This is a genomic window from Streptomyces sp. NPDC060049 (assembly GCF_042736715.1).
Classification (GTDB): domain Bacteria; phylum Actinomycetota; class Actinomycetes; order Streptomycetales; family Streptomycetaceae; genus Streptomyces.
This window is the reverse complement of record NZ_JBHWVV010000002.1, coordinates 13,958-35,363: the sequence shown is the minus strand read 5'-3', so window position 1 is coordinate 35,363 and position 21,406 is coordinate 13,958. Positions and strand designations below refer to the sequence as shown.

The following is a 21,406-nucleotide window of genomic DNA, read 5'->3' as shown; positions in this document are numbered from 1 at the left end:
GGGCGCCCTCCGCCTTGCCATGCACGGCACCAGACGATGCGGGCTCGGTCGCCGCGATCCGAATGAGACGGCCTCGCGCCGTCGCCGACCGTCGATTGCGCGCCGCCGGTGTCCGTCCGCCGAAGTCGTGGTGGTAGTTGGCCGGTTCTCCGGTAAAGGGTAGGCCGTCTCGGGCAACTACCCGTTCCGCCCGCTGTCTTGACGAGCTCGTCCGGCGGCTGGCTTGATTGGGAGCGCTCCCACGTAGGCCCTCCAACCCACCGAGGAAGGCTCCCCAGTGCCTCCTGTCACCTCCCCCCGCGGCGTGCCACGCCGTGCGGCAACAGTGCTCGCCGGCCTCGCGCTGGCCGTCGGCGGCCTGTCCGCGACCGCCCTGACCGTTCCGGTCGCGGCTGCCGCCACCGTGGCCGCCGCCGCCGATACGCCCGTCCGGGTCAACCAGCTCGGCTACCTGCCCGACGGCCCCAAGCGATCCACCGTGGTCAGCTCCGCGACCGCCCCGCTCGCCTGGCAACTGCGCGACGCCTCCGGCGCGGTGGCCGCCTCGGGCGCCACCGCGGTGCGCGGCGCCGACCAGGCGTCCGGCCAGTCCACGCACCTGGTGGACTTCGGCGCGTACACCGGCACCGGCACCGGCTACACCCTGGTCGTCGGCGGCCAGACCAGCCACCCCTTCGACATCTCCGCCACACTGTACGACGGACTGCGCACCGACAGCATGTCGTTCTTCTACCAGCAGCGCAGCGGTAGCGCGATCGACGCCGCCCTGGCGGGCGGCAGTGCCTACGCCCGCCCCGCCGGGCATCTGGGCGTCGCCCCGAACAAGGGCGATACAAGTGTCCCCTGCCAGGCCGGGGTGTGCGACTACCAACAGGACGTGCGCGGCGGCTGGTACGACGCGGGCGACCACGGCAAGTACGTGGTCAACGGCGGCATCTCCGTCTGGGAGATGGTCAACTCCTTCGAGCGAGCCCGCCGTTCGGGCGGCGACGCGGCGCTCGGCGACGCGACGCTGCGGGTGCCGGAGCGTGGCAATGGGACACCGGACGTACTGGACGAGGCCCGCTGGGAGCTGGAGTTCCTGCTGCGGATGCAGGTCCCGGCAGGGAAGCCGATGGCCGGGATGGCCTTCCACAAGATGCACGACGCCAAGTGGACTGCTCTGCCGACTCGGCCCGAAGTCGACGCCGAACAGCGAGAGTTGCACAAGCCGTCGACCGCCGCGACGCTGAACCTGGCGGCCTCGGCCGCGCAGTGTGCCCGCGCGTACGCGCCGTACGACGCCGCGTTCGCCGCTCGCTGCCTGGACGCGGCCCGCCGCGCCTGGACGGCTGCCAAGGCCAACCCGAACGTGCTCGCCCCGGCGACCGACAACACCGGCGGCGGTGCGTACGAGGACGCCGACGTCTCCGACGAGTTCTACTGGGCGGCGGCCGAACTCCTGTCCACCACCGGCGAATCGCAGTACCGGGACGCCGTCACCTCCTCTCCGCACCACGCCAAGCCCGTCGACGCGTTCTGGTGGGGCGGCACCGCGACGCTCGGCCGGATCACCCTCGCCACCGTCCCCGGCGCGGCCCTGCCCGCTGACGACACGGCTCGGCTGCGCGGCCTGCTGACCGCGGCCGCCGATGGCCACCTGTCCACCATGGCCGGACAGGGCTACGCGGTGCCGCTCCCCGCCGCCGGGTACGTGTGGGGCTCCAACAGCTCCGTCACCAACAATGCGATGGTGCTGGCCGTGGCGTACGAGCTCACCGGCCAACAACGCTACCGAGCCGGAGCGTTGGAGTCCCTCGACTACCTGCTCGGCCGCAACGCGCTCGATCTCTCCTACGTCACCGGATTCGGCGAACGCTACTCCGAGAACCAGCACCACCGGTTCTGGGCGCACCAGAACGACGCCTCGCTGCCGCACCCGCCGGCCGGTTCCTTCGCCGGCGGCCCGAACGCGGGGCTGCAGGACCCGGTGGCCGAGGAGAAGCTCGCGGGCTGCTCACCGGCGGCGTGCTACGTGGACGACATCGGCTCCTACTCCACCAACGAGGTGGCCATCAACTGGAACGCCTCGCTGGCCTGGCTGGCGGCCTTCGCGGCTGAGCGGCGCAGCACCCCGGCGGTGCCCGCGGTCCAGGTGGCACCGGCGGCCGTGACGGTCCCGGAGGGCGGTTCGGCGCCGGTGGGCGTGCGGCTCTCGGCCGCGCCCGCGCAGAACGTCACGGTGACGGTGGCCCGGAGCTCCGGCGACCAGGACCTGTCGGCAGCCGCGACCCTGGTGTTCACCGCGGCCAACTGGGCGACGTCACAACAGGTCTCACTTTCCGCCGCGCAGGATTCCGACGCGTTGTCGGGCAGCGCGACGTTCACGGTCGGTGGTCCTGGCGTGCAGCCGGCGACGTTCACGGCGACGGAGGCGGACGACGACGCGTCAGCGGCCCCCTGCACGGTGGCGTACCGGATCGACAACGCCTGGGGCAACGGCTTCACGGCGACGGTGACCGTGAAGAACACCGGAACCTCGGCGATCTCCGGGTGGACCCTCGGCTGGAGCTTCGCGGGTGATCAGCGGATCAGCAACGCCTGGAACTCCACGGTGAGCCAGTCCGGCAGCACGGTCACCGCCCGGGACGCCGGGTGGAACGGCACGCTGGCGCCCGGCGGCGGCGTGAGCTTCGGCTTCCAAGCGACGTACTCGGGCACCAACGAGATACCGGCGCGCTACACGCTCAACGGTGCACTCTGCTCCTGAACGCACATCACGCCCTGCCCGCCCGCCGATCAGGCGCGGCGGGCGGAGCGCGTTCGGGTGGTCGCCCTCCCGGCCGGTCGGCGCCGCGGTGGCGGTGGACGGGTTCTGTCGCCACGTCACCCCTTGGGTGACCGTCATCGGTCGATCGATTGGGTAGTCGGCTCGAGCAGGGTGACGCGTGTACCGGAAGCAGGACTCAGAGCAGGCCCAGCACCGTGAGGAGGACGCCGACCAGCCCGACGAGCAGCAGAAACAGGAGGGTGAGCACGGTGCGCACGGTGCCCCGGCCCGCTTCGACGAGCACTGCTCGATCCGGGCTCGTCGGGAGATAGCGCAACCGCACCGGCGCGCCCAGGGGCCGTCGCCGGCCGGTGTCGATGTCGAGCCGGTAGTCGCGCCCGTCGGTCGCGCGGAAACCCACGATGGCGTGCTGTAGGCCCGCCCGGCCCTGGTCTCCCGGTAGCACGTAGGCATCCAGCACTCTGCCCTCGGTGGGCAGCCCTTCGTCGAACGTCTTGCGGAGGAGCAGCCATCGGCTGCAGGTCCGCACCGCGAGTGCGACGGATACCGAGAGGGCGAGGAACCCGACAGAAACAAGCAGCAGCCGGTGGCCGTCCTCGCGCAAGAATTCCATGGCGCCCCTCCACGTCAACCTGACGCCGGGGCCCCCGGTCCCTGGCGCTGCCGGACGAAATCTACCGGCTCTTGCTGCCGCCCAGCACCGGGCAGCGCGACCGACGACCGCGCTGGTGTGCGCCGTCAGCCCAGGCGGCCCGGACGGCGAAAGCCGGTTCCTGGAACAGGTCGGTCCTCCTCCTCGCGCTGTGCTCGGCCCTCACCGTCACGGCGCTGCGCGCGGTTCCCCGTGCCGCCGGCCTCCGGTGTGCACGCGACCGGCACGGCCCTGCCCAGGGCGCCCTGGACCGCGACCCTGCCCGAGTCCGGCCGGCAGCCGCCGGCCGGGCTGATGCGCGACGCGCTGGGCTGCGTCCCCCTGTTCCGATGGGCTGCCGAATCACGCGCCGTGCCCCGCGGGCAGGCCACGGTCGCCTATGCCGTCGGCGCCTCGCCCTCCCATGCCGTGGTGGTGCGCGGGATCCGGGTGGTCAAGGGGCCACGGCTGGCCGTGCCGCGGGGGGACGACGTCGGCTGCGCCTGAGCGTACGGAGACGAACGGGAGGGCACCTTGACCTCGGGCGACGGCAAACCGGTGCGTCCGGTGCGGCTCTCACTGGACGCCGGGGCGACCCGGCAGAGCGCCGTGCTTCCCATCCGGGCCGGTGGTTCGGCCACCGGAATGGTCAGCGTCACGACGACCTCCTGCACCTGCGCCTGGTGGCTCGCATTGGACGTGGAGGAGGGCGGCAAGCGGGTCACCGTACGCGGGGACGACGGCGGCCGACCCTTCACCCTCGCACAGCCGACGACGACCCCGTTGGCCACCCCTGCCGACGAGGCGCTCGATGCCCCGCGCCCGTTGTCCCGGGCCTTCGGCGACCCGCAGCGAACCCGGGCGGGGATCTCCGAGGCCGCCATCCTGCTGCCGAAGCGCGAGAGCTGGGAAGCGGAGTCCGACACGCCCCAGGGTCCGGCGTCCGCGGTCGGCGGCGGGGCGGCCCTGGGGGGCGTGGGCTGTCGCCGCATGTACGCGTCCGTGCTGCGGGGCGGAGGCGTCCCGGCGGGGGACCACCAGCTCCACCTCGAGATCAGCGGCCCCGCCGGTACGGAGGGGGCAGTGCTGGACGCGCTGGTGCGGCTCGAGTCGGTGCGGTCGGACGCCGGGCAGCGCTACCGCTACTCGTGCGCGCCGGTCGGCGTGGACGCGCACGAGGGGTACGACAGGCCGGACATCGACCGGAACCTGTACCCCGACACACTGCACGCGCTCGGTCCGTTCCCCAGCGGCTCGCTGAAGTACGACCCGGACTGGACTCCCGAGCGGGGCGTCGGCAAGGCGATGCCGCTCGCCGTGGACGAGGAGTTCTCCTTCTCCGACGCGATCGCGGTCGGGGGCCCGGGCGCAATCGGGATCTCTGCCGTCATCGGCCCCGAGCAGGCCACGTTCGGGTTCACGGTGGAGGTGACCGTCACCCTGCCGACGGGTGAGCGCTGCAATGACGGATGCTCGCAGCGGCGGAAACGATATTGCGTCAGGTGGGCGGACGCCGGCCGGTGCCGAGGAAGCGTGTGACGGAGGAGTCGAGGAGGTCGCCGAATCCTTCCGGGGTAATGATCTGCGGGCATTCGGCCGTGAGTTCGTTGCCAGTCAGTGCGTCGAGGTCTGCCCAGCCGCCTCGGTAGAGGACGACCTGCACCTCGCTCCAACCGTCGGTGCCCAGGATGCGTACGCCGATCGAATCCGGGTCGGCGACGAGGGCCCGGTCTGTCTCCAGCGGCTGAGGCCAGACAAGGGTCTCGTCCCGCCAGGTGATCGGTCTGGGGTCGAGTCCGGACGCAGTCCAGGCGGGAAGGCGCGCGGTGATCTCGGCGGCAGCTTGGTCGAGGTCGACGACGTGGTCCATGGAGTGATCTTCGCTTGGTGGAGCCCAATCGCGAAGTGGCAGCAGCGAGACGCTCGTCTGGGCGAGCGACGGGGACGTGTTCGGTCAGTCGCTAATGCCGCAATGCAGGATGGTGGACCGGTCGGCGGTGACCAACAGCAAGTTGCGCCACCCCATGTCGCCCGCGTGCGGGCCGCTGACATCGCCGGAGCTTCGGACGGGCCCCAGATGCGCTTCGATGAGGTCGGCGACGCCATCGGCGAGTTCGCCCGCCTGCCTGATCTCAACGGGCGTGCGCAGGTTGGGGTCCGAGTACCTGGTGGCGGGCTGCATGAACCCTTCGGTCACCTGTCGGCGGAAGATGCCCCGGCGCGGACCAGCGGGACGAGGTGGGCGTCGGTGATCGCGCGCCATCGGGCCCGGGCGGACCGGACTCTGGCGCGCTCAGCTGCGAACAGACAGCTGCCGGGCGAAGCGGCGGACGGCATCGGTGAAGGCATCTGGATCGTCGAAGTTCGCGAGATGTCTTGCTCGCGGGATCAATTCGACGCGGGCGTGCGGGTGCGCGCGGGCGAAGTCCATCTCGCCGGACCGAAAGACGGTGTCCTTCTCACCGTTCAGGATGAGCACGGGAGCCGCAACATGACGCATCGAACCCGCGTCAAAGCGGCCCAGCACCTCGCCCCAGGCGGCTGGCAGGGTGTGGAAGGCGTAGCCGGAGCGGATGGTCGCCTCTACCACCTCGGGAGGATAGAACCGGCGCAGCAACCGGTCATTCCACCGGGCCAACCGGTCCGCCGGTAGACGAGGGACGAGCCCGGCGGCCCACCGGTACGGTGTTGCCCACGGACCACAAGTCGAGGCGCTGGCCCCCGCAAGGACCAGCCCCCGCAGCTGCTCCGGACAGCGCCGCGCGAACTCCAGCGAGGCGTATCCGCCGAGCGAGTGCCCGACGACCAGAGCCGGCCCGCGGTTGAGCGAGTCCACCGCGGAAGCGATGATCTCCGTCGCCGCGTTCAGGCTCCAGGGTTGGGCAGAGCGGGCGCCGTGGCCTGGTAGGTCAACAGCGGCTACTCGGAAGTCCTCTTGGAGCGCGGCGAGCTGTGGGCTCCACTGTCCCGCGTTGAACCGCGTCCCGTGCACGAAGATGATGGGCGGTGCATCCGCTGCCGTCATGAGTCCCCCAGATCAGCGCTCTCCTCGGACCGACTTTACCGGCGGGCATCTCCGGCGCGCTGATGCTGGCCGGCGAGGACGCTCTGACTGGCCAACTGGGGGACTCAGTCACAGTGATGCAGTGATGTGACGCGCCGTTCGAGTACTGGGCCGGGCGGCGCGTGGCCGTCCAGGCTCGGGCCCGCGGCAGCCTTCGGCTCTCGCCCGTTGCGGTCCTCTCCACGCCCGGGTCGGCGGGGCCGCCGCTGACGTGGGAATGCGGTATGACCGCGGGCCTTGCGGGCCGCGTACCGCGTCGTCGATCGTCGTGCCCATGGGAATGCTGATGACCTGCCTGGTCTCGCTCGCCGGTGTGAACATCGTGCTGGGGCTGACCCGGCTGTGGCGGCGGTCGGTGGAGGCTCGGATGGTCCGGCAGGTGCGGGCCTGGCCCGGGTTCGACGCCTACCACGCGGGGCTGCTGAGCGCCGCCGAGCCGCTGTGCTCGACGGACCACCAGCCCGACAGGCTGACGCGCAACTCCGCTCGCGCGGCCGACGTAGCCGTCCGTCTGATGCGTGAGGACGGACTGCTCCACGGGCGCGGTCTGGAGGTGGTGGAGGACGCGGCCGAGCCGGCCCACCCGGTCACCGGGGCGGCGTACCGCGCCCTCGGCCGGTACCCGTCTCTCATCGGCCGGCTACGTCGCGGTGACATCAGCAGCGACCCGGGATTCCAGACCGCCGTCCGCGCTCACCTGAACGAACTCTTCACCCACGCCCCCGCCACCCGCCACCACATGGGCTCCCTGAGCAGGGACCTGGCCCTCTGGTCCTACGCCATCGGCGCGGCGGCTCCTGCCCTCCACGCCTTCCTCCTCATGCGCGGCACCGCCCCTGACGACCCGGACGTCGCAAAGGGCTCCTTCGTACTGGCCTCCCTCATCTTCGTGGCGGCCCTGATCGTGATCGCGGCCCAGGCCGGCAACACCTGGCATCCCCTCGCAGACCTAGAGGTCCCCGCTGCCCTCAAGGAGCCGGCCCCGCCCGGCGAAGACCCCGTGGACAGTGGCGACGGCGCTGGGGAGCCCCCGCGCGATGACGTTCGGGCGGCCCCCCGCGGTGACGTTCGGGCGACTCCGCGCGATGACGCCGGGGAGACCCCGGGCGACGACGTCGACGCGACCTTCGCCGACGATTGAGCGACCGGGAACTTCCGTCGTGGCCCTCACGCCGCCGGGTGAGCTCCTCGGCGGAGGGCGGGGACCTGCGGAGAGGAACCCACGGTGGTGTGCGTCAGCGTCCGGCTTCCTCCCTGCTTCCCGCACCCGGGGATGATCCGTACCCGCCCGCCCGAGGTCGGCTGGTGGGATCAGATCTGAGCGATGAGCGCGTAGCGTTCGTCGGTCACCGGCCTGCCCCAGAGTTCGGGGCTGCTGCTGAGGTCCTCGGTCCGCAGAGCGGAGACGAGCGGGCGTACGACGGCCGTCAGCGCCTCGGCGCCGATGCCGCCGTGCCACGGCAGGGTCTCGGCTCCCGCGACGTAGGGGACTCCGGCCTGTCCGGCCTCGCGCCAGCGGCCCTCGACCAGGACGAGCGTGCCGCCCGGGCGGATACGTGCGATCCACTCACGCAGGGCGGCATGCGGATCGGGCAGCGTCCACAGCAGGTGGCGGGAGAGCAGGACGTCGAACCGCTCGTCGCCGGTCGGCGGCACGGCGGCGTCCCCCACGAAGAATCGGGCCTGGAGTCCGGCGGACGTCAACTTGGCGCGGGCCTGGTCGACCATCCGAGGCGCCAGGTCGACTCCTGTGACGCGATGTCCGGACTCGGCGAGTAGCTGTGAGAGCGAGCCCGTACCGCAGCCGACGTCCAGCACATCCGCCGGGGCGGTCGGCGCCCAGGAGGACAAGCACTTCTGCCAGGCGGTGCGGGTGACTTCCTCGCGCAAACCGTGGTCGGGCGCGTCGTCGAAATCGGGGGCAGCGTCATTCCAGTAGGCAGCGATGGCGGCAGGGTTGGTCATGGTGGAAATCTTGGCATCCACCACTGACAGAGCCCCCCCGAAGCCGTGTGACCGGACGGTTCTCTTCGCCGCTCCCTTCTCAGCTCCCTTCTCGGCTCCGCGGGCGGGTTCTCGAAGCGCGTACGAGAGTGCGTCCCGCGAGGCTGGGTACGCGCCGGCGACCACGCCAGGACCAGGGCGAACATTGCCTGATGCGGAATCGGCCGTTACGACAACGCACACGCTGCGCACCCGACTCCGAGCACTGCGGCGTACGGTCCCGGTATGACCGACACCCGACCGCGCCCTCCGCGCCCTCACTCTCCCCATCTCCGTGGCCGGGCTCCAGCCGCAGAGCGGCCATGGGCGGTTCGAAGAAACTTCGGCCGGAGGTGAATCCTTTCCGGACCTCCCGTTCTCTTATCCCTGTACCGGCCGAACGGGCCGGCAGAACCGGGAGGAAGCACCGATGATGGTCATTGGTCTCGTAGTGATCGGAGCCCTGCTCGTGGGGGCGTGCAGTTGGCACCTGATGCGGCGCTACAGGAGCCGAGGGTGAACCAGTGCCCGTGCAGGGGGACCCTCCCGCCTGTGAGCAGCTCATGAGCCAACGTTTCTCCTGGCCGGACGAGCGGCTGATCAGGGCCGCCCAGGACGGTGACGTCCCTTCGCTCACCACCGTCGTCATGGAATCGCAGCCCCATGTGCGCAAGTTCGCCCTGTCGCTGTGCGCCTCGCCGCAGGACGCGGAGGACGCGGCGCAGGAGGCGCTGATCATCCTCTACCGGAAGATCGGCACCCTGCGGGCCACGGGTGCCCTCGCCTCGTGGATGTTCCGGATCGTGCGCAACGAATGCCTCCGGCAGGTGCGCCTGCTCGTCCCGCGGAGTGACGAGGCGTCGGCCGAGCCGGAGGCGTCCGCGGAACCGTCCGCCGAGGACAGGGTGCTGCACAGGCTGGAGGCGGAGCGGATCGCGGCCGCGGTCAGTGCCCTTCCCCGTGACCAGCGGCAGGTCCTGATCATGCGGGACGTGCAGGGCCTGCCCGGCAAGGCCGTCGCCCATGCGCTCGGACTGAGCAACGCCGCGATGAAGTCGCGACTGAACAGGGCGCGTGCGGCACTGCGCGACGCGCTGGTAGCGACCGGCCGGGCGCCCGATCATGTCATCGACCCATCCGTCGGAGGGACTCACGACCGTGAGCACTGAAAACCGCTTGAGCACTGGAAACCGCGTGAACACCGCGTACGGCGTGAACACCGCGTACGGCGTGAACACCGCGTACGGCGTGAACACCGTGAAGCCCGGGCAGGGCGAGGAGGACCGGGCCGCCGCACAGTCCGCCGCGCCCGAAGCGAACTTCGCCAGCGAGTCCGTCCCGCGCCACCTGGCGCGCGGCGCCGTCGGCTTCGGGTTGCTCATCGGCTCGATCGTGCTGGTGCCCGTCTTCGGTCCGGCCACCTTGCTGGCGGCCCCGCTGGCCCTGATCGCCTTCCGGGGCTGCCCCACCTGCTGGTTGGTCGGACTGGCGCAGACCATCTCCCGCGGCCGGCTGGAGCGCCAGTGCGTGGACGGCGTCTGCACCCTCGCCGCGGCGCACCCGCCGGCGAAGGCCCACCGGCGGCCCGGCCGCGGCGGGCGGGCGCTGTGACGCCACGGCGTCGTCCCGGGGGCGGCCTGGCGGGAGCCGGGCCGTAGCCACGACCCCTTGGCGTCGCGACGGCTCAGCCGACAGCGCCGAGGATCGGCGCCCAGGCGGCACCGGTGAGTGCGGTCACCACCTGCTGCTCGGAGAGCGGGGGAGCGGCGCGGGTCGGCTTCGGTGTGTCGGGGCCGCTGCCGCCGCCGGTGCTGTTCCACTGCACCAGCTGAACCTGCGCGCCGGTCGACTTCAGGGTCACCGTCACCGTCCAGCGGCGGGCGGTGTCCGCCCGGGCCGGCTGTTCGGCCGCGTTCCGCTCCGACATCACCACGGCCCCGCCGGGAAGCGCGGCACTGCTCGGAAGTTCGCTCAGGGCGCAGGTGTCACCTGCGGCGCGCTTCGGCGTCTGCTCGCAGCTCAGCCCGTCGCCGTCCCTGAGCGGCAGCCTGAGCCGCACGGCCGAGGCGCCGACGAAGGCGGCGCCGTGCCCGTCGTCGACGATCAGTCCACCGTTGGCGACGTATCCGCCGGACGGGTCCGAGGGGTTGTTGCTCTGTCCGGTCTCCTGGCTGAACCGGCCCCCGGGGAGCGTCTGCTGGAGGGCCTGGATCATCTGGTCGCCGGTGACCGCGGATCGGGGCATCGCCAGCGCCACCGGTTCCATGTCGGATCCCGCGGAGTGGATCCCGGCGAGCGCGCCGGGGAGTACCACGCCGGCTGCCGCGATCACGGCGCAGGCGCCGACCCCGGCGACGACGCCTGCGCTGCGCCGGCGCCGACGGCTCCGGCCGCGCTCGACGGCTCCGTCCAAGAGCGCGGTGACGTCGGGGTCGAGGGGGGCCGTCGCGCGGTCAAGGGCATGCGCGAGGTCTGCTTCGAACGGCATGGTGGCATCACTTCTCTTTCGCTGAGGGGGGGCGTTGCGGCGGCACGGACCTGCGTGCACCGGTGTTCACTGCGGCACCAGATCGGACAGGCTGTCGCCGAGCAGCGCGCGCAGCCTGCCGAGTGCCCGGGTGCCCTGCGAGCGGACCGCGCTGCTGCTCAGCCTGAGCATCTGCCCGGTCTCCTCGATGCTGCGGCCCTCCCAGTAGCGCAGCAGCAGCACCGCCCGGTCGCGGGGCGGCAGTTGGCCGAGCGCGTCCAGCAGGGTGATCCGCAGTGCGGCGTCGGGGCCGGACTCCGGGCTGTCGGGCATGTTGCCGGTGGGGCGCTCGCCGGTGCTTCGCCGGCGCCGCAGGCTGAGGAAGGTACGGACCAGGACCGTCTGGGCGTAGGCCCCGGGGCTGTCCGCGCCGGCCACCCGTTTCCAGTGCACGTACACCCGGCTGAGGGTTTCCTGGACCAGGTCCTCGGCAAGGTGCATGTCGCCGGCGGCCAGTGCGTACGCCGAGCGGTACAGCGCCTTTGCTCTCGCGGCCACGAACTCCAGGTACTCGTCCTCCTGTGCTGATTTCACTCGGTCCCCGCCCGTTCGCTTGCTTCGTGATCCCCGTGCATACCCCTCATGACTACGTGGGACGTCAGGATGTCGCGCGGGCGCGGGAACTTTCTTCCACACCCCTGACGAGCAGGGTGTCCGGAGCATCGATGAGCTCGGGGACGCAGTGCACGCCCCCTCCAGGACGCCGTGCACGCCCCCTCCAGGACGCCGTGCACGCCCCCTCCGGGACGCCGTGCACGCCCCCTCCGGGGACCATCCCGCACCTTCCGCTGATCACGTCTCCAAAGAAGGACGGGCGGCCGATGTCACACATCGGGTCCCTTTCCCCTTCAAGGACCAGACGCGGCGCACGGCGCACCGCCAAGGTGAGGAGCGGGGCCATGGATCCGGCGACATTGGCTATCGGGGTGGTGAGCGGGCTGGCGGGTTACGGGGCCCGCGTGACGTACCGGGCCATCAAGGCGCGTGCGGAGGTGCGGCGCGCGGAGGTGGACCAGCAGGGGCTGTCGGAGCGGGTGCGCTCCCTGCCGCCGGGCAGTCGGCTGAGCGAGAGGTCCGCCGACCGCGAGGTCGAGATCACGGTCGGCGGCGCCGCCGACCACGTCGGAAAGAGGTGACGTGTCCGAACTTCCGGCACCTGCCGGGCACGTCGGGCCGCAGCAGCAGCTGCAGCCCTTCGTGCCGTCCCAGCAGGACTACGAGTTCGAGGTCTTCTACACGCGGGAGATGCACCGGGTGTCGCTGTTCCTCATGAACCTTGGGGCCAGCCTTTACGAGGCAGCGGACGCCACGCACGAGGCGTTCGTGGTGCTGCTGCCCGACAAATGGCGGACCCTGGAGTACCCCGGGGCGTACTTGCGGGTCACCGCGTACCGGTTCTACCTCCGCCAGACGAACAACCGGCTGGTGCCGACCGACCCCGTCCCCGATCGGCCGGGCGGGACCTGCCCGGTGGAACTGGTGATCCTCACCGCCGAACAGCAGCGGATGCTGGACGCGCTCAGAGCCCTGCCGCCGGCCGAGCGCGAGGCGATGGCCTGGTCCTTGGACGGCTTCAGCCACGAGGAGACCGCGGCGGCCCTGGGCAAGAAGCCCGTGGCAGTGCGCAAGGCGTACCAGCGCGCCCGCGAGCGGCTGCTGGTTCACCTGGGCCTGAAGAAGGAGGCAACGACCCATGAGTGACCACCTTGACAGCGGCACCGACGTCGAGGCCGAACGCGCTCTGGACGCCCTTCTCGCCGCCCACCAGACCGAGCTCCTCACCACCGTGGCCTCGGCCCTGGACACGGAAACCGGGCTCCAGCACGCCCACCAGACCATGGTCCGGTACGGGCCGAAGGCCCGGAGCGACAAGGCGCTCATGGAGCACACCAGCCCGGACACCCCGGCCATCTACGTGCTGGGCAACAAGACGACGTACTACCTCGGCCCGAAGCCGCGCAGTGCCGCGCTCCTGAGCGCCCTGGAGTCCATCGAGCTCGAGATCACCCATCTGCAGGACTTCGACATCGAGCTCACGGACAACCCGTGGTACCGCACGGGTGCACCCAGCGGTGGACAGAGCCCTGCCGAGGCCCTGGTCTTCGCCTGCGAGAGGCTCGGCCGCATCCGCTCCTCCTTGCGCGACGGGGAGCCGACGAAAGGCGAGGTCGAGGCTCTGTTCGAGCCGGTCGAGTCCGCTCTCGGAGAGCAGGTCATGGCCTGGGCCGCGGCGGAGGAGGTCGACGCTCCCGGGCCGGCGCACCTCGACCGCGTCCTCACCGGGTTCATGCAGAGGCACCGTGCCGCCGTAGGGCTGCGCGTCGCCGTCGTCAGGCTCTTCGAGGGCGCGGACGAGATCGCCGTGCTGTTCAACTGACCAAGCCGTGTGAACACGACTCACCGGCCTCCGTGCCACAACCGCGGGGGCCGGTGCGTTCTCAACAGGGGCTCGCAGCAAGTACGCCAGGGCGGGTCGATCCACCGGACGGCTTCGACGGGCGCGCACCCGGTGCGGGGAGCGGTCCGCGACAGCTGGGCGGGCCAGGGCTGGGACCTGGCGCGCGGACATCCCCTGGGATTCCGCGGAGGCCCTGAGGACCCAGTGCAACTGGTAGTAGCGCTCTGAGGGAAGCCTGTCGGCAGCACGCCGGCGGGCTCCTTCGCGGAGGGCGCCCGTAGGGGAAGACGGCCGCCGACCTGGTCCTGATCGCGGGCGGCGCGGACCGGATGTGGCCGTCTCTGCGCTTCGCTCGCGAACTCGCGGACCGACGCAAGGCAGCCGGCCGTGTGGCGGCCGTGATCACCCTGACTGACGCGGGCCATCGAACCGTCTTCCCGGGTGAGATGGCACCGCCCCCGTCCACCCGCTTCGACCACGGCGGCACCCCCGAGGCTGACGCGATGCTCGGGGCGGCCGCCTGGCCGCACGTGCTCGCGGCCGCCCACGGTGCCTGAGCACCGGGGGACGCCGACGTAGAGTGCCAGTGCCCCGGTACCCGTCAGCCGCTCCGGGGCGCACTTTGGTTGGACCCCGCAGGGCGGTTGTCCGAACGCTCCCGCGGTAGCCCCGCGAGGAAGGGTCAGCGCGACGCCGCGGCCAGGAGTACGTCGACGAGCCGGTCCGCGGCGTCCGGCATCCCGTACGCCCGGGCCCGCTCCGCCATCGCGGCCCGGCGGGTGGGGTCGGTGAGGAGCGGGCCGACCGCGTCCTGCAGGGACTGGCCGGTGACCTCGCCGAGAAGGGCGAGCGCCGCCCCCGCGTCGGCCAGGTGCCGGGCATTGTGAGCCTGCTCGTTCCCCGCCGACGTGGCGAGGGGGACGAACACCGCCGGCTTGCCGAGCGCGGTCAGCTCCGCCAGGGTCCCGGCTCCGCTCCGGGACACCACCACGTCGGCGAGCGCCAGTACGTCCGGCAGCTCCGGCCCGACGAACCCGGTCAGGTGGTACCGGCCGGCGAGAACCGGGTCCAGCCCGGCGGCGGCCGCCCGGAGGGCGTCCACGTTCGCCGGACCGCACTGATGGATCACGTTCGCGTGCCCAAGCAGCCAGGGCAGCACCTCGCGGACGACACCGTTGATCTGCTGGGCGCCCTGCGCCCCGCCCGTGACGTAGACCGTCGGCAGCCGGCGGTCGAACCCGTGCAGGCCCAGCGCCTCGACCGCCTTGTCCGGGTGACCGGTCAGCACCTCGGGTCGCACGGGGTTGCCGGTGACGACCGCACGCTCGCGCAGCTCCGCGGGCAGCAGCGGCAGCGAGGACTCCGAGGACACCGCGATCCGCGTCGCCGAACTCGCGAGCTTGCGGTTGGCCAGGCCCAGCCGGACCGTCTGCTCGTGCAGGACCAACGGGCGCCGGCAGAGTCGCGCGGCCAGCCCGGCCGGGACGGCGACGTACCCGCCCGTCGCGAGTACGACGTCCGGCTGGAAGCCGGACACGATGGACCTGGCCTGGATCACGCCGAGCGGCACCCGCGCCATGTCCTTGATGTTCGCGGCGGACAACATCTTGAGCGGGTTCGACGAGCGACGGACCTTGCCCGTGGCCACCGTCTTGAACGCGATGCCCTCCGCCGGGGCGACACGCGCCTCAAGGCCGTCGGCGGTGCCGATCCACAAGACGTCCAACGCGCGGTCGGCAGCCGCGAGGCGGCCCTGCAGCGCACGGATCGCCGTCAGGGCCGGGTAGGTGTGACCGCCGGTCCCTCCACCCGTCACGAGCAGCCGGAAGGAACGCGGGAGTGAGGAAATGTCCATTTCGGTAACCCTACTGTGTGCGCGTTGACAATGACGACGGGCGGTTTTGCCGTCAAAGCACTCTTGCCCGGATCCCGTTGAGCACCCGAGGCCTGACGGATCCTCCCGATCGCGGGGCGCGGACTCTCACGGCGGGGTGCTCACGACCCGGGGCGTGTGCCTACGGGCGGCCGCCGCGGGCACTCGCTTCGCGTACTGCGGCGCGCAGGCCGGGGAAGCCGGTGGGCACCGGGTCCAGGGCGAGGAGGGAGGAGAGCGTGATCGTGCGTCGGTGTGGCCTGTGCTCGTCCAGGACACGGGTGGGGAGGACGTAGAAGATCCACTGGGTGAGGTCGAGCGGATCGAGCGTCTTCTTGTCCTGGTGTCGGAGGAGGCAGAAGACGTACAAGTCGGCGCGGCGCCGGCGGGCCGGGTCCACCTCCCCGGTCACCGCGTTCCAGCCTTCGGCCGGGGCGATGGAGAAGGAGATGGCGGACAGCTTGGTCTGGTCCCACTCCTGGAGGTACGCCGCCGACTTGACCTCGACCTGTGGCCCGTCGGGCAACCGGATGTCCACCGAGTCCCAGTCCAGCCGTGTGCCGTGTGCCTGCCCGAGGGCGAGCGACACGATGTACTCGGCCAGCGCTCCGCGGAGGGTATTGCCGGCCAGGCCCGAGTAGGCCCACTCCCAGAAGCCCATCAGGCTTCCGTGGGGGGTGCCGTCCAGATGCAGGGGTTCTTCACCCGTGCGGCGGCGAGGCGGTTTCGCACCGAGCGTCTCAGTCATGGCCGCATTCTCCTGACCTCGCGGACCCAGATGCGGCGGGAGACGTAGAGCGAGACCCGGACCCACTCGCGCAGTGGGCGTTTGCGCGGCGCTAGAAGAACGGTTCTGCGGCGCTTCAGAGGAATGCAAGCGCCTCTGCGACGCATTCGTCGTGGTGCTGGAGGATGCCCCCGTGTCAGGCGTCGGGGTAGAGGGGCACCAGTTCGCCCCGGGGCAGCCGAGCGACCGGCAGGTCGACCTGGTCGAAGCCGAGGGCCCGGCCTGAGCCGAGGCACCATTCGGAGCCGAGGGCCCGGATGAACAGCACCGCGTCGTGGGCCGTCGCCTCGATCGTGGCGGGCGTGGTGCCGCCTGACGCACCGACTCTGCGGTTGTCGAAGGTGATCACCCGGCGCCGGGCGGCGAGTTTGTCTGCCTGGTGCGTGAGGAGGACCCAATAGTCGTCATCCGGGTTGCCGGACCTCACTTCATCGCGATGACGACCTTGCCGGCCTTCGCGCGGCCCTTCTCGACGTACTCCATGGCCTCCCGTGTCTCCTCGAACGGGAAGACACGGTCGACGACGGGACGGATCTTGCCGGCCTCGATGAGAGGCGTGAGCTTGCGCAGCTGGTCGCCGCTGGCCCGCATGAACAGGAACGAGTACGTCACGCCGCGGCGCTTTGCGCGGTGCCGGGTCCTGAGGCTCAGCGCGCTCATCGCCAGTCGAAGGATCGCGTTCGCGCCCAGCTCGCGCGCGAAGGCCGCGTCGGGAGGGCCTGCGACGCTGATGACCTGCCCGCCGGGCTTGAGGACTTGCAGGGACTTCTCGAGCGTGTCGCCGCCGAGGGTGTCCAGGACGACGTCGTAGCCGTGGAGGAGCGTCTCGAAGGCCTGCTTCTTGTAGTCGACGACGACGTCCGCGCCGAGTTCCTTCATCAGGCCGACGTTGGCGGTGCTCGCGGTGGTGGCCACGTGCGCGCCCAGCTGTTTCGCCAGCTGGACGGCGATGGTGCCGAGGCCGCCGGAGCCCGCGTGGACGAGGACCTTCTGGCCCGGCCGCGTCCGTGCTCGCTCGACCAGCGCCTGCCATGCGGTCAGGGCGACCAGCGGGAGGGACGCGGCCTCTTCCATGGTGAGCGTGGCCGGTTTGAGCGCCACGTCGTCCTGGCGGACGGCGATGAGTTCGGCGAAGGTGCCGATGCGGGCCTTGTCGGGTCTGGCGTAGACCTCGTCGCCCACCGCGAACCGTGTCACGGCCTGTCCCACCTGGACCACCACCCCGGCGAGGTCGTTGCCCAGGATGAGAGGGAGACGGTACGGCAGGACCGCCTTCAAGTCCCCGCCGCGGATCTTGAGGTCCAGCGGGTTGACGCTCGCCGCGTGGATCCGGACCAAGACGTCGTCGGCGCCCACCAGCGGGTCGGACATCTCGCCGGCGCGCACGACGGCCTCATCGCCGTACCGCTCGATCACGAAAGTCTTCATCGTCGTCTCCGTTTCTCGTCCGCGAGGGGACGGTTTCTCCGATCGCTGCGGGGCTGTTCCCCGTACGAGGCAGTGCGCGCCGTTCGCTTCGCTTTCCGCAGCCCTAAGGGCTGTCCCGTAGTCCCCGGCGGGCGCACGACGACAGCTACGGCACCTCGCCGCGTTGCCGGAGCGCCCGAATACGCCCGGTATGCGGACGCTCCTCCGCCTTGCGGGGCGCCGCATCTGATGCCGCGCGCTGATCCACCGGGGATTACGGGACAGCCCTTAGCCGACGCGGCGGAGGGGCCGTACAGCGACCCGGCGGGGCGGCCATAGCGATCGCGTCGTGCGGAACTCCGAGGGCGCAGCGCTGACGTCCGGCGAGTCGGTCGCGCACGCGGCGCACCTCCTCCGGCTCTGCGCCGGCGCCCCGGCCGGCGCCGAAGTTCGAAAGGGAGGCGGTACTGAGGAAATCGGCAGAGGGGGGCGGTGCGGCGGGACGTGCCTCAGGCCGCATCCGGCGCAGCGGCCAGGCTCTGCCTGACGTACCGGGTGGTCTCGTCGGCGAGGATCTCGGGCAGGCCCGTCTCGATGCCGTGCAGGGCCTGGGCGGCGACATCGGCGGGGGCGGTCTTCTGATCGGCGGGAACGCCCGCGGCCATGTCGGTGTCCATGTATCCGACGTGCAGCGCGGAGACGGTGATGCCGCGGGGTGCCAGTTCCTCCCGGGTCGCATTCGTCAGCGCCCAGGCGGCGGCCTTGGCGGCGGCGTAGGACCCGAGGCCTGCCGGGTGCAGCCAGGACAGGACGGACAGGACGTTGAGCACGGCGCCGCCGCCGTTGCCCTCGATGACCGGGGCGAATGCCCGCGTCACGGCGAGCGGACCGAAGAAGTTCGTCTCCATCTCCAGGCGTACCGCGTCCAGGCCGCCCGCGATCAGTGGCGTGGCGGTGGAGATGCCGGCGTTGTTCACCAGCAGCGTCGCGTCGGAGGCGGTGCGGGCCGCTGCCCGGACCGACTCCTGGTCCGTCACGTCCAACCGCAGCGGGGTGACGCCGGGCAGGTCCACCGTCTCGGGGCGGCGGGCCGCCGCGTACACCTTCGCTCCGCGCTCCACGAGCTGGGCGGCCAGATGCCGCCCGAGCCCCCGGTTGGCGCCGGTGACCACCACGACCGCGTCCTTCAGTTCCATGTCCATGTCTCCCACTCACAGCGTCGCGGGCGACGATCGGCCCGCTGATTAGATTACGATTACAATCTAAATCACAGTCTAGGATAGATTGCAACTGACATCCATCCGGGAGGTGGCTCATGGGCCGCGTATCGCAGGCGCAAGCGGAGCAGAACCGCAGGCGGGTGGTGGAAACCGCGTCCCGGCTGTTCCGGGAGCAGGGCACCCAAGTCAGCGTCGCCGATCTCATGAAGGCGTCCGGCCTGACCCACGGCGGCTTCTACAAGCAGTTCGCCTCCAAGGAGGCACTCATCGACGAAGCCACCGCCTACGCGTTCGACGAATTGACCCGGCTCCGCAACGACGGACTCGAGCAGCACGCCGGGCAGCGCGACGCCGCCCAGCGGGCGCTGATCGACACCTACCTCTCCGTCGAGCACCGGGACGGCGCGGCGGACGGGTGCCCCGCCGCCGCACTGGCCGGCGACATCGCGCGCGAACCCGGAGATCGCGAGGCCCGCCGCGTCTATGCCGAGGGAGTGGGCGACTTCGCCGCGTGGCTCGCCACCGAGGACGAGGACGGCATCACCCGGCTGTGCACCATGCTCGGCGCACTCGTACTGGCCCGAGCCACCAAGGACTCGCCGATCTCCGAGAAGATCCTCACCACCGCGCACGCGGCGCTGACGGCCACCAGCTGACCGGGTACTTCAGAGGTGGGCGTCGTCGAGGCGGCGGGTCGGGCGCCGCGACCCGGTAGAGCTTGCCGGACACACGGACCTGATCGCTCACCGGGAGGGTCGCGCCACCCTGTCCTGGCCCAGGGCCGCGCTCAGACCCGATCCCGGGTCCTCGCCCAGGCACTCGCCCAGGCCCGCACTCAACCCCGCGCCCAGGCCCGCACTCGAACCCGCGCCCAGGCCCGCCAGCAGGCACAGCCCGTCCTCCGCGGGGCTGCCAGGGGTCGCGGACAGCACCAGCAGCTCCATGCCCGACTCCTCCGGTAGCGCGAAGTTCTCCTGGTGCAGTTCCAGCAGCCCCACCAGCGGGTGCCGGAACACCTTGCGTCCATGGGTGCGGGCCCGCACGTCCGCGCGGGCCCAGAGGCGGCGGAAGCGCTCACTGCCCATCGCGAGCTCACCGATGAGCGAGGCCAGGCGGGGGTCATCGGGGTAGGTGCCGGCGGCCAGGCGCAAGTGCCCGACCACGTCGAGGGTGCACTGCTCCCAGTCCGCGTAGAGGCTGCGCTCGGCCTCCTCGAGGAAGATGTGCCGGGCGGTGTTCAGGCCCGGCATCGGCCGGCCGAAGAGGAGCCCGGCGAGGCGGTTGCCGGCGAGCACGTCCAAGCGGTGGTTCATGATCAGCGCGGGTGCGCCGACGACCAGGTCGAGGACGCGCAACACCTCCGGCCGCACCCGCCCGCCCGGCGCCTTCGCGCGGCGGCGGCGCTGCCGCGCGAGCCGGTAGAGGTGCCCGAGCTCGGTCTCGTCGAGGCCCAGGACGCGGGCGAGCGCGTCGAGCACCTGCTCGGAGGGCTGGGTCGCGCGGCCCTGCTCCAGACGTACGTAGTAGTCGACGCTGACCCCGGACAGGTGCGCGACCTCCTCGCGGCGCAGCCCTTCGACCCGGCGGCGGCTGTCGGTGGGGATGCCGACGGCCGCCGGGTCGACCCGGGCACGCCGGGTCCGCAGGAAGCCCGCAAGATCGTCCATGCCCCTCAGTATGGCCGCGTTGGCGCCCGCGAAGGTGGTCCTGCCGGTACCAGGAAGTCCCGTCCGACGGAAGAGGCGCCCCTGAACGCCGGGCGCCGCGACGCCCATGATCAAGGGCATTCGATCCCGAGGAGTTCCCGTGAAGACGCTGATCGTCTATGCCCACCCGGAGCCGAAGTCGCTCAACAGCTCATTGAAGGACCTCGCGGTGTCCACGTTGGAGGGCGCCGGGCACGAGGTACGGGTCAGCGACCTGTACGCGATGAACTGGAAGGCGGTCGTGGACGCCGAAGACTACGGCCCCCACGCCTCGAGCCCGCTGAAGGCCGCCCTGGACTCGGGCCGGGCCTTCGACGCCGGGACGCTCACCCCGGACGTCCTCGCCGAGCAGGAGAAGCTGCTGTGGGCCGACACGATCATCTTCCAGTTCCCGATGTGGTGGTACACGATGCCCGCCATCCTCAAGGGCTGGGTGGACCGGGTGTTCACGTACCGCTTCGCGTACGGCGTCGGCGAGCACAGCGACACCCGGTACGGCGATCGCTTCGGCGAAGGCACCCTCGCGGGCAGGAAGGCCCTGCTGTCGGTGACCGTCGGCGGCCCGGAGTCGCACTACGCCGCTCGCGGGATCAACGGCCCCATCGACGACCTGCTGTTCCCGATCCACCACGGCATCCTCTACTACCCGGGCATCGAGGCGCTGCCGCCCTTCGTGCTGTACGGCACCGACCGGATGGCCGGCGAGGACTACGCGGCCGTCGCCAAGGCCTGGGAACAGCGCCTGCTCACCCTGGAGTCGACCGAGCCGATCGCGTTCAGGCGGCAGAACTTCGGTGACTACGAGATCCCCTCGCTGCACCTGAAGGAGGGTCTGGAGCCCACGGGCCGCACGGGTTTCGGCCTGCACGTGCGCGGCTGACCGCCCTCGACGGGCAGGCGCGGGCGGCGCGGCGGGGGCGCGACCCCGTGGAGCAGCACGGGGCCCATGGCGGCGGTGAGGCTCCTGGACGTATCCCCGCCCCGGCCGGCCGGCGGAGCGGGGGACGTCCACACCGTTCGCCACAGCCGCTCCGCCGGGG

The 21,406-nt window shown here is 71.5% G+C and carries 26 protein-coding genes; 13 read left to right on the top strand and 13 right to left on the bottom strand.

Translation table 11 applies throughout. The annotated features are described in order from the left end of the window. Window positions 1–277: 277 nt before the first annotated feature. Window positions 278–2,749: a glycoside hydrolase family 9 protein gene (locus ACFWBY_RS02845; RefSeq protein ID WP_385336271.1), complete on the top strand. Its 2,472-nt coding sequence runs from the start codon at window positions 278–280 to the stop codon at window positions 2,747–2,749. A 196-nt stretch (window positions 2,750–2,945) separates the two neighbouring features. Here the strand turns inward: ACFWBY_RS02845 and ACFWBY_RS02840 are convergent, their stop codons facing one another. Continuing rightward, window positions 2,946–3,383 (bottom strand): DUF3592 domain-containing protein, encoded by a 438-nt coding sequence (locus ACFWBY_RS02840; RefSeq protein ID WP_385336273.1) that lies wholly within the window; start codon window positions 3,381–3,383, stop codon window positions 2,946–2,948. Between the two features lie 231 nt (window positions 3,384–3,614). On the opposite strand from ACFWBY_RS02840, the gene ACFWBY_RS02835 reads away from it, so the two are divergent. Both ACFWBY_RS02835 and ACFWBY_RS02830 read left to right on the top strand, forming a co-directional pair. Then, window positions 3,615–3,908: a hypothetical protein gene (locus tag ACFWBY_RS02835; protein ID WP_385336275.1), complete on the top strand. Its 294-nt coding sequence runs from the start codon at window positions 3,615–3,617 to the stop codon at window positions 3,906–3,908. 27 nt (window positions 3,909–3,935) lie between these two features. Continuing rightward, a complete protein-coding gene (locus tag ACFWBY_RS02830) occupies window positions 3,936–4,940 on the top strand; it encodes a hypothetical protein (RefSeq protein ID WP_385336277.1) in 1,005 nt (334 codons plus the stop codon). Here the strand turns inward: ACFWBY_RS02830 and ACFWBY_RS02825 are convergent. From ACFWBY_RS02825 to ACFWBY_RS02815, 3 genes are all read right to left on the bottom strand, one after another. Next, on the bottom strand, window positions 4,900–5,271 hold the full coding sequence (locus ACFWBY_RS02825) for a hypothetical protein (RefSeq protein WP_385336279.1): 372 nt from the start codon (window positions 5,269–5,271) through the stop codon (window positions 4,900–4,902). The two genes, ACFWBY_RS02830 and ACFWBY_RS02825, sit on opposite strands and share 41 nt — an antisense overlap. An 84-nt stretch (window positions 5,272–5,355) precedes the next feature. After that, window positions 5,356–5,598 (bottom strand): hypothetical protein, encoded by a 243-nt coding sequence (locus ACFWBY_RS02820; RefSeq protein WP_385336281.1) that lies wholly within the window; start codon window positions 5,596–5,598, stop codon window positions 5,356–5,358. Window positions 5,599–5,694: 96 nt separating this feature from the next. Further along, window positions 5,695–6,426 carry an alpha/beta fold hydrolase gene (locus ACFWBY_RS02815; protein WP_385336283.1) on the bottom strand — a complete coding sequence of 244 codons (732 nt, stop codon included), beginning with the start codon at window positions 6,424–6,426 and terminating at the stop codon, window positions 5,695–5,697. Between the two features lie 313 nt (window positions 6,427–6,739). Between ACFWBY_RS02815 and ACFWBY_RS02810 the strand changes: the two genes are divergently transcribed. Then, on the top strand, window positions 6,740–7,606 hold the full coding sequence (locus ACFWBY_RS02810) for a hypothetical protein (RefSeq protein WP_385336285.1): 867 nt from the start codon (window positions 6,740–6,742) through the stop codon (window positions 7,604–7,606). Between the two features lie 170 nt (window positions 7,607–7,776). Here ACFWBY_RS02810 and ACFWBY_RS02805 read toward each other — a convergent pair whose 3' ends face one another. Then, window positions 7,777–8,430 (bottom strand): class I SAM-dependent methyltransferase, encoded by a 654-nt coding sequence (locus tag ACFWBY_RS02805; protein ID WP_385336287.1) that lies wholly within the window; start codon window positions 8,428–8,430, stop codon window positions 7,777–7,779. 683 nt (window positions 8,431–9,113) lie between these two features. On the opposite strand from ACFWBY_RS02805, the gene ACFWBY_RS02800 reads away from it, so the two are divergent. Both ACFWBY_RS02800 and ACFWBY_RS02795 read left to right on the top strand, forming a co-directional pair. Next, entirely contained in the window at window positions 9,114–9,617 is a 504-nt protein-coding gene (locus tag ACFWBY_RS02800; protein ID WP_385336340.1) for an RNA polymerase sigma factor, read from the top strand. Between the two features lie 61 nt (window positions 9,618–9,678). Next, entirely contained in the window at window positions 9,679–10,059 is a 381-nt protein-coding gene (locus ACFWBY_RS02795) for a hypothetical protein (protein WP_385336342.1), read from the top strand. A gap of 73 nt (window positions 10,060–10,132) precedes the next feature. On the opposite strand, the gene ACFWBY_RS02790 is transcribed toward ACFWBY_RS02795, so the two are convergent. Both ACFWBY_RS02790 and ACFWBY_RS02785 read right to left on the bottom strand, forming a co-directional pair. Then, window positions 10,133–10,936: a hypothetical protein gene (locus ACFWBY_RS02790; RefSeq protein ID WP_385336289.1), complete on the bottom strand. Its 804-nt coding sequence runs from the start codon at window positions 10,934–10,936 to the stop codon at window positions 10,133–10,135. Window positions 10,937–11,002: 66 nt separating this feature from the next. Continuing rightward, entirely contained in the window at window positions 11,003–11,509 is a 507-nt protein-coding gene (locus ACFWBY_RS02785) for a SigE family RNA polymerase sigma factor (RefSeq protein WP_385336291.1), read from the bottom strand. A 365-nt stretch (window positions 11,510–11,874) separates the two neighbouring features. Between ACFWBY_RS02785 and ACFWBY_RS02780 the strand changes: the two genes are divergently transcribed. The 5 genes from ACFWBY_RS02780 to ACFWBY_RS02760 all read left to right on the top strand — a co-directional run bounded on the left by ACFWBY_RS02780 (window position 11,875) and on the right by ACFWBY_RS02760 (window position 13,930). Then, window positions 11,875–12,111, top strand: coding sequence for a hypothetical protein (locus ACFWBY_RS02780; protein WP_385336293.1), 237 nt, complete (start codon window positions 11,875–11,877; stop codon window positions 12,109–12,111). Window position 12,112: 1 nt separating this feature from the next. Next, window positions 12,113–12,676, top strand: coding sequence for an RNA polymerase sigma factor (locus tag ACFWBY_RS02775; protein ID WP_385336295.1), 564 nt, complete (start codon window positions 12,113–12,115; stop codon window positions 12,674–12,676). After that, complete coding sequence (locus ACFWBY_RS02770) at window positions 12,669–13,352, top strand: hypothetical protein (RefSeq protein ID WP_385336297.1); 684 nt, start codon at window positions 12,669–12,671, stop codon at window positions 13,350–13,352. The genes ACFWBY_RS02775 and ACFWBY_RS02770 overlap by 8 nt, the downstream gene beginning before the upstream one ends. A 9-nt stretch (window positions 13,353–13,361) precedes the next feature. Beyond that, window positions 13,362–13,601: a hypothetical protein gene (locus ACFWBY_RS02765; RefSeq protein ID WP_385336299.1), complete on the top strand. Its 240-nt coding sequence runs from the start codon at window positions 13,362–13,364 to the stop codon at window positions 13,599–13,601. A 170-nt stretch (window positions 13,602–13,771) separates the two neighbouring features. Next, the gene (locus tag ACFWBY_RS02760; protein ID WP_385336301.1) at window positions 13,772–13,930 is read left to right on the top strand and encodes a hypothetical protein; all 159 of its coding nucleotides are present in this window, start codon (window positions 13,772–13,774) and stop codon (window positions 13,928–13,930) included. A 125-nt stretch (window positions 13,931–14,055) separates the two neighbouring features. Here ACFWBY_RS02760 and ACFWBY_RS02755 read toward each other — a convergent pair whose 3' ends face one another. From ACFWBY_RS02755 to ACFWBY_RS02735, 5 genes are all read right to left on the bottom strand, one after another. Beyond that, window positions 14,056–15,228, bottom strand: a complete 1,173-nt coding sequence (locus ACFWBY_RS02755; protein ID WP_385336303.1) for a glycosyltransferase — start codon at window positions 15,226–15,228, stop codon at window positions 14,056–14,058. A gap of 160 nt (window positions 15,229–15,388) precedes the next feature. Beyond that, a complete protein-coding gene (locus tag ACFWBY_RS02750; RefSeq protein ID WP_385336305.1) occupies window positions 15,389–15,994 on the bottom strand; it encodes a hypothetical protein in 606 nt (201 codons plus the stop codon). 175 nt (window positions 15,995–16,169) lie between these two features. Continuing rightward, window positions 16,170–16,460, bottom strand: a complete 291-nt coding sequence (locus ACFWBY_RS02745; RefSeq protein WP_385336307.1) for an alpha/beta fold hydrolase — start codon at window positions 16,458–16,460, stop codon at window positions 16,170–16,172. Next, window positions 16,457–17,461: an NADP-dependent oxidoreductase gene (locus ACFWBY_RS02740; RefSeq protein WP_385336309.1), complete on the bottom strand. Its 1,005-nt coding sequence runs from the start codon at window positions 17,459–17,461 to the stop codon at window positions 16,457–16,459. Before ACFWBY_RS02740 ends, ACFWBY_RS02745 begins: the two co-directional genes overlap by 4 nt. Window positions 17,462–17,949: 488 nt before the next feature. After that, complete coding sequence (locus ACFWBY_RS02735; protein ID WP_385336344.1) at window positions 17,950–18,636, bottom strand: SDR family oxidoreductase; 687 nt, start codon at window positions 18,634–18,636, stop codon at window positions 17,950–17,952. Between the two features lie 119 nt (window positions 18,637–18,755). On the opposite strand from ACFWBY_RS02735, the gene ACFWBY_RS02730 reads away from it, so the two are divergent. Next, the gene (locus ACFWBY_RS02730; RefSeq protein ID WP_385336311.1) at window positions 18,756–19,316 is read left to right on the top strand and encodes a TetR/AcrR family transcriptional regulator; all 561 of its coding nucleotides are present in this window, start codon (window positions 18,756–18,758) and stop codon (window positions 19,314–19,316) included. Window positions 19,317–19,403: 87 nt separating this feature from the next. Here the strand turns inward: ACFWBY_RS02730 and ACFWBY_RS02725 are convergent, their stop codons facing one another. Further along, a complete protein-coding gene (locus ACFWBY_RS02725; RefSeq protein WP_385336313.1) occupies window positions 19,404–20,327 on the bottom strand; it encodes a helix-turn-helix transcriptional regulator in 924 nt (307 codons plus the stop codon). Window positions 20,328–20,466: 139 nt separating this feature from the next. On the opposite strand from ACFWBY_RS02725, the gene ACFWBY_RS02720 reads away from it, so the two are divergent. Further along, on the top strand, window positions 20,467–21,246 hold the full coding sequence (locus ACFWBY_RS02720; RefSeq protein WP_385336315.1) for an NAD(P)H-dependent oxidoreductase: 780 nt from the start codon (window positions 20,467–20,469) through the stop codon (window positions 21,244–21,246). The last annotated feature ends 160 nt before the right edge of the window (window positions 21,247–21,406 follow it).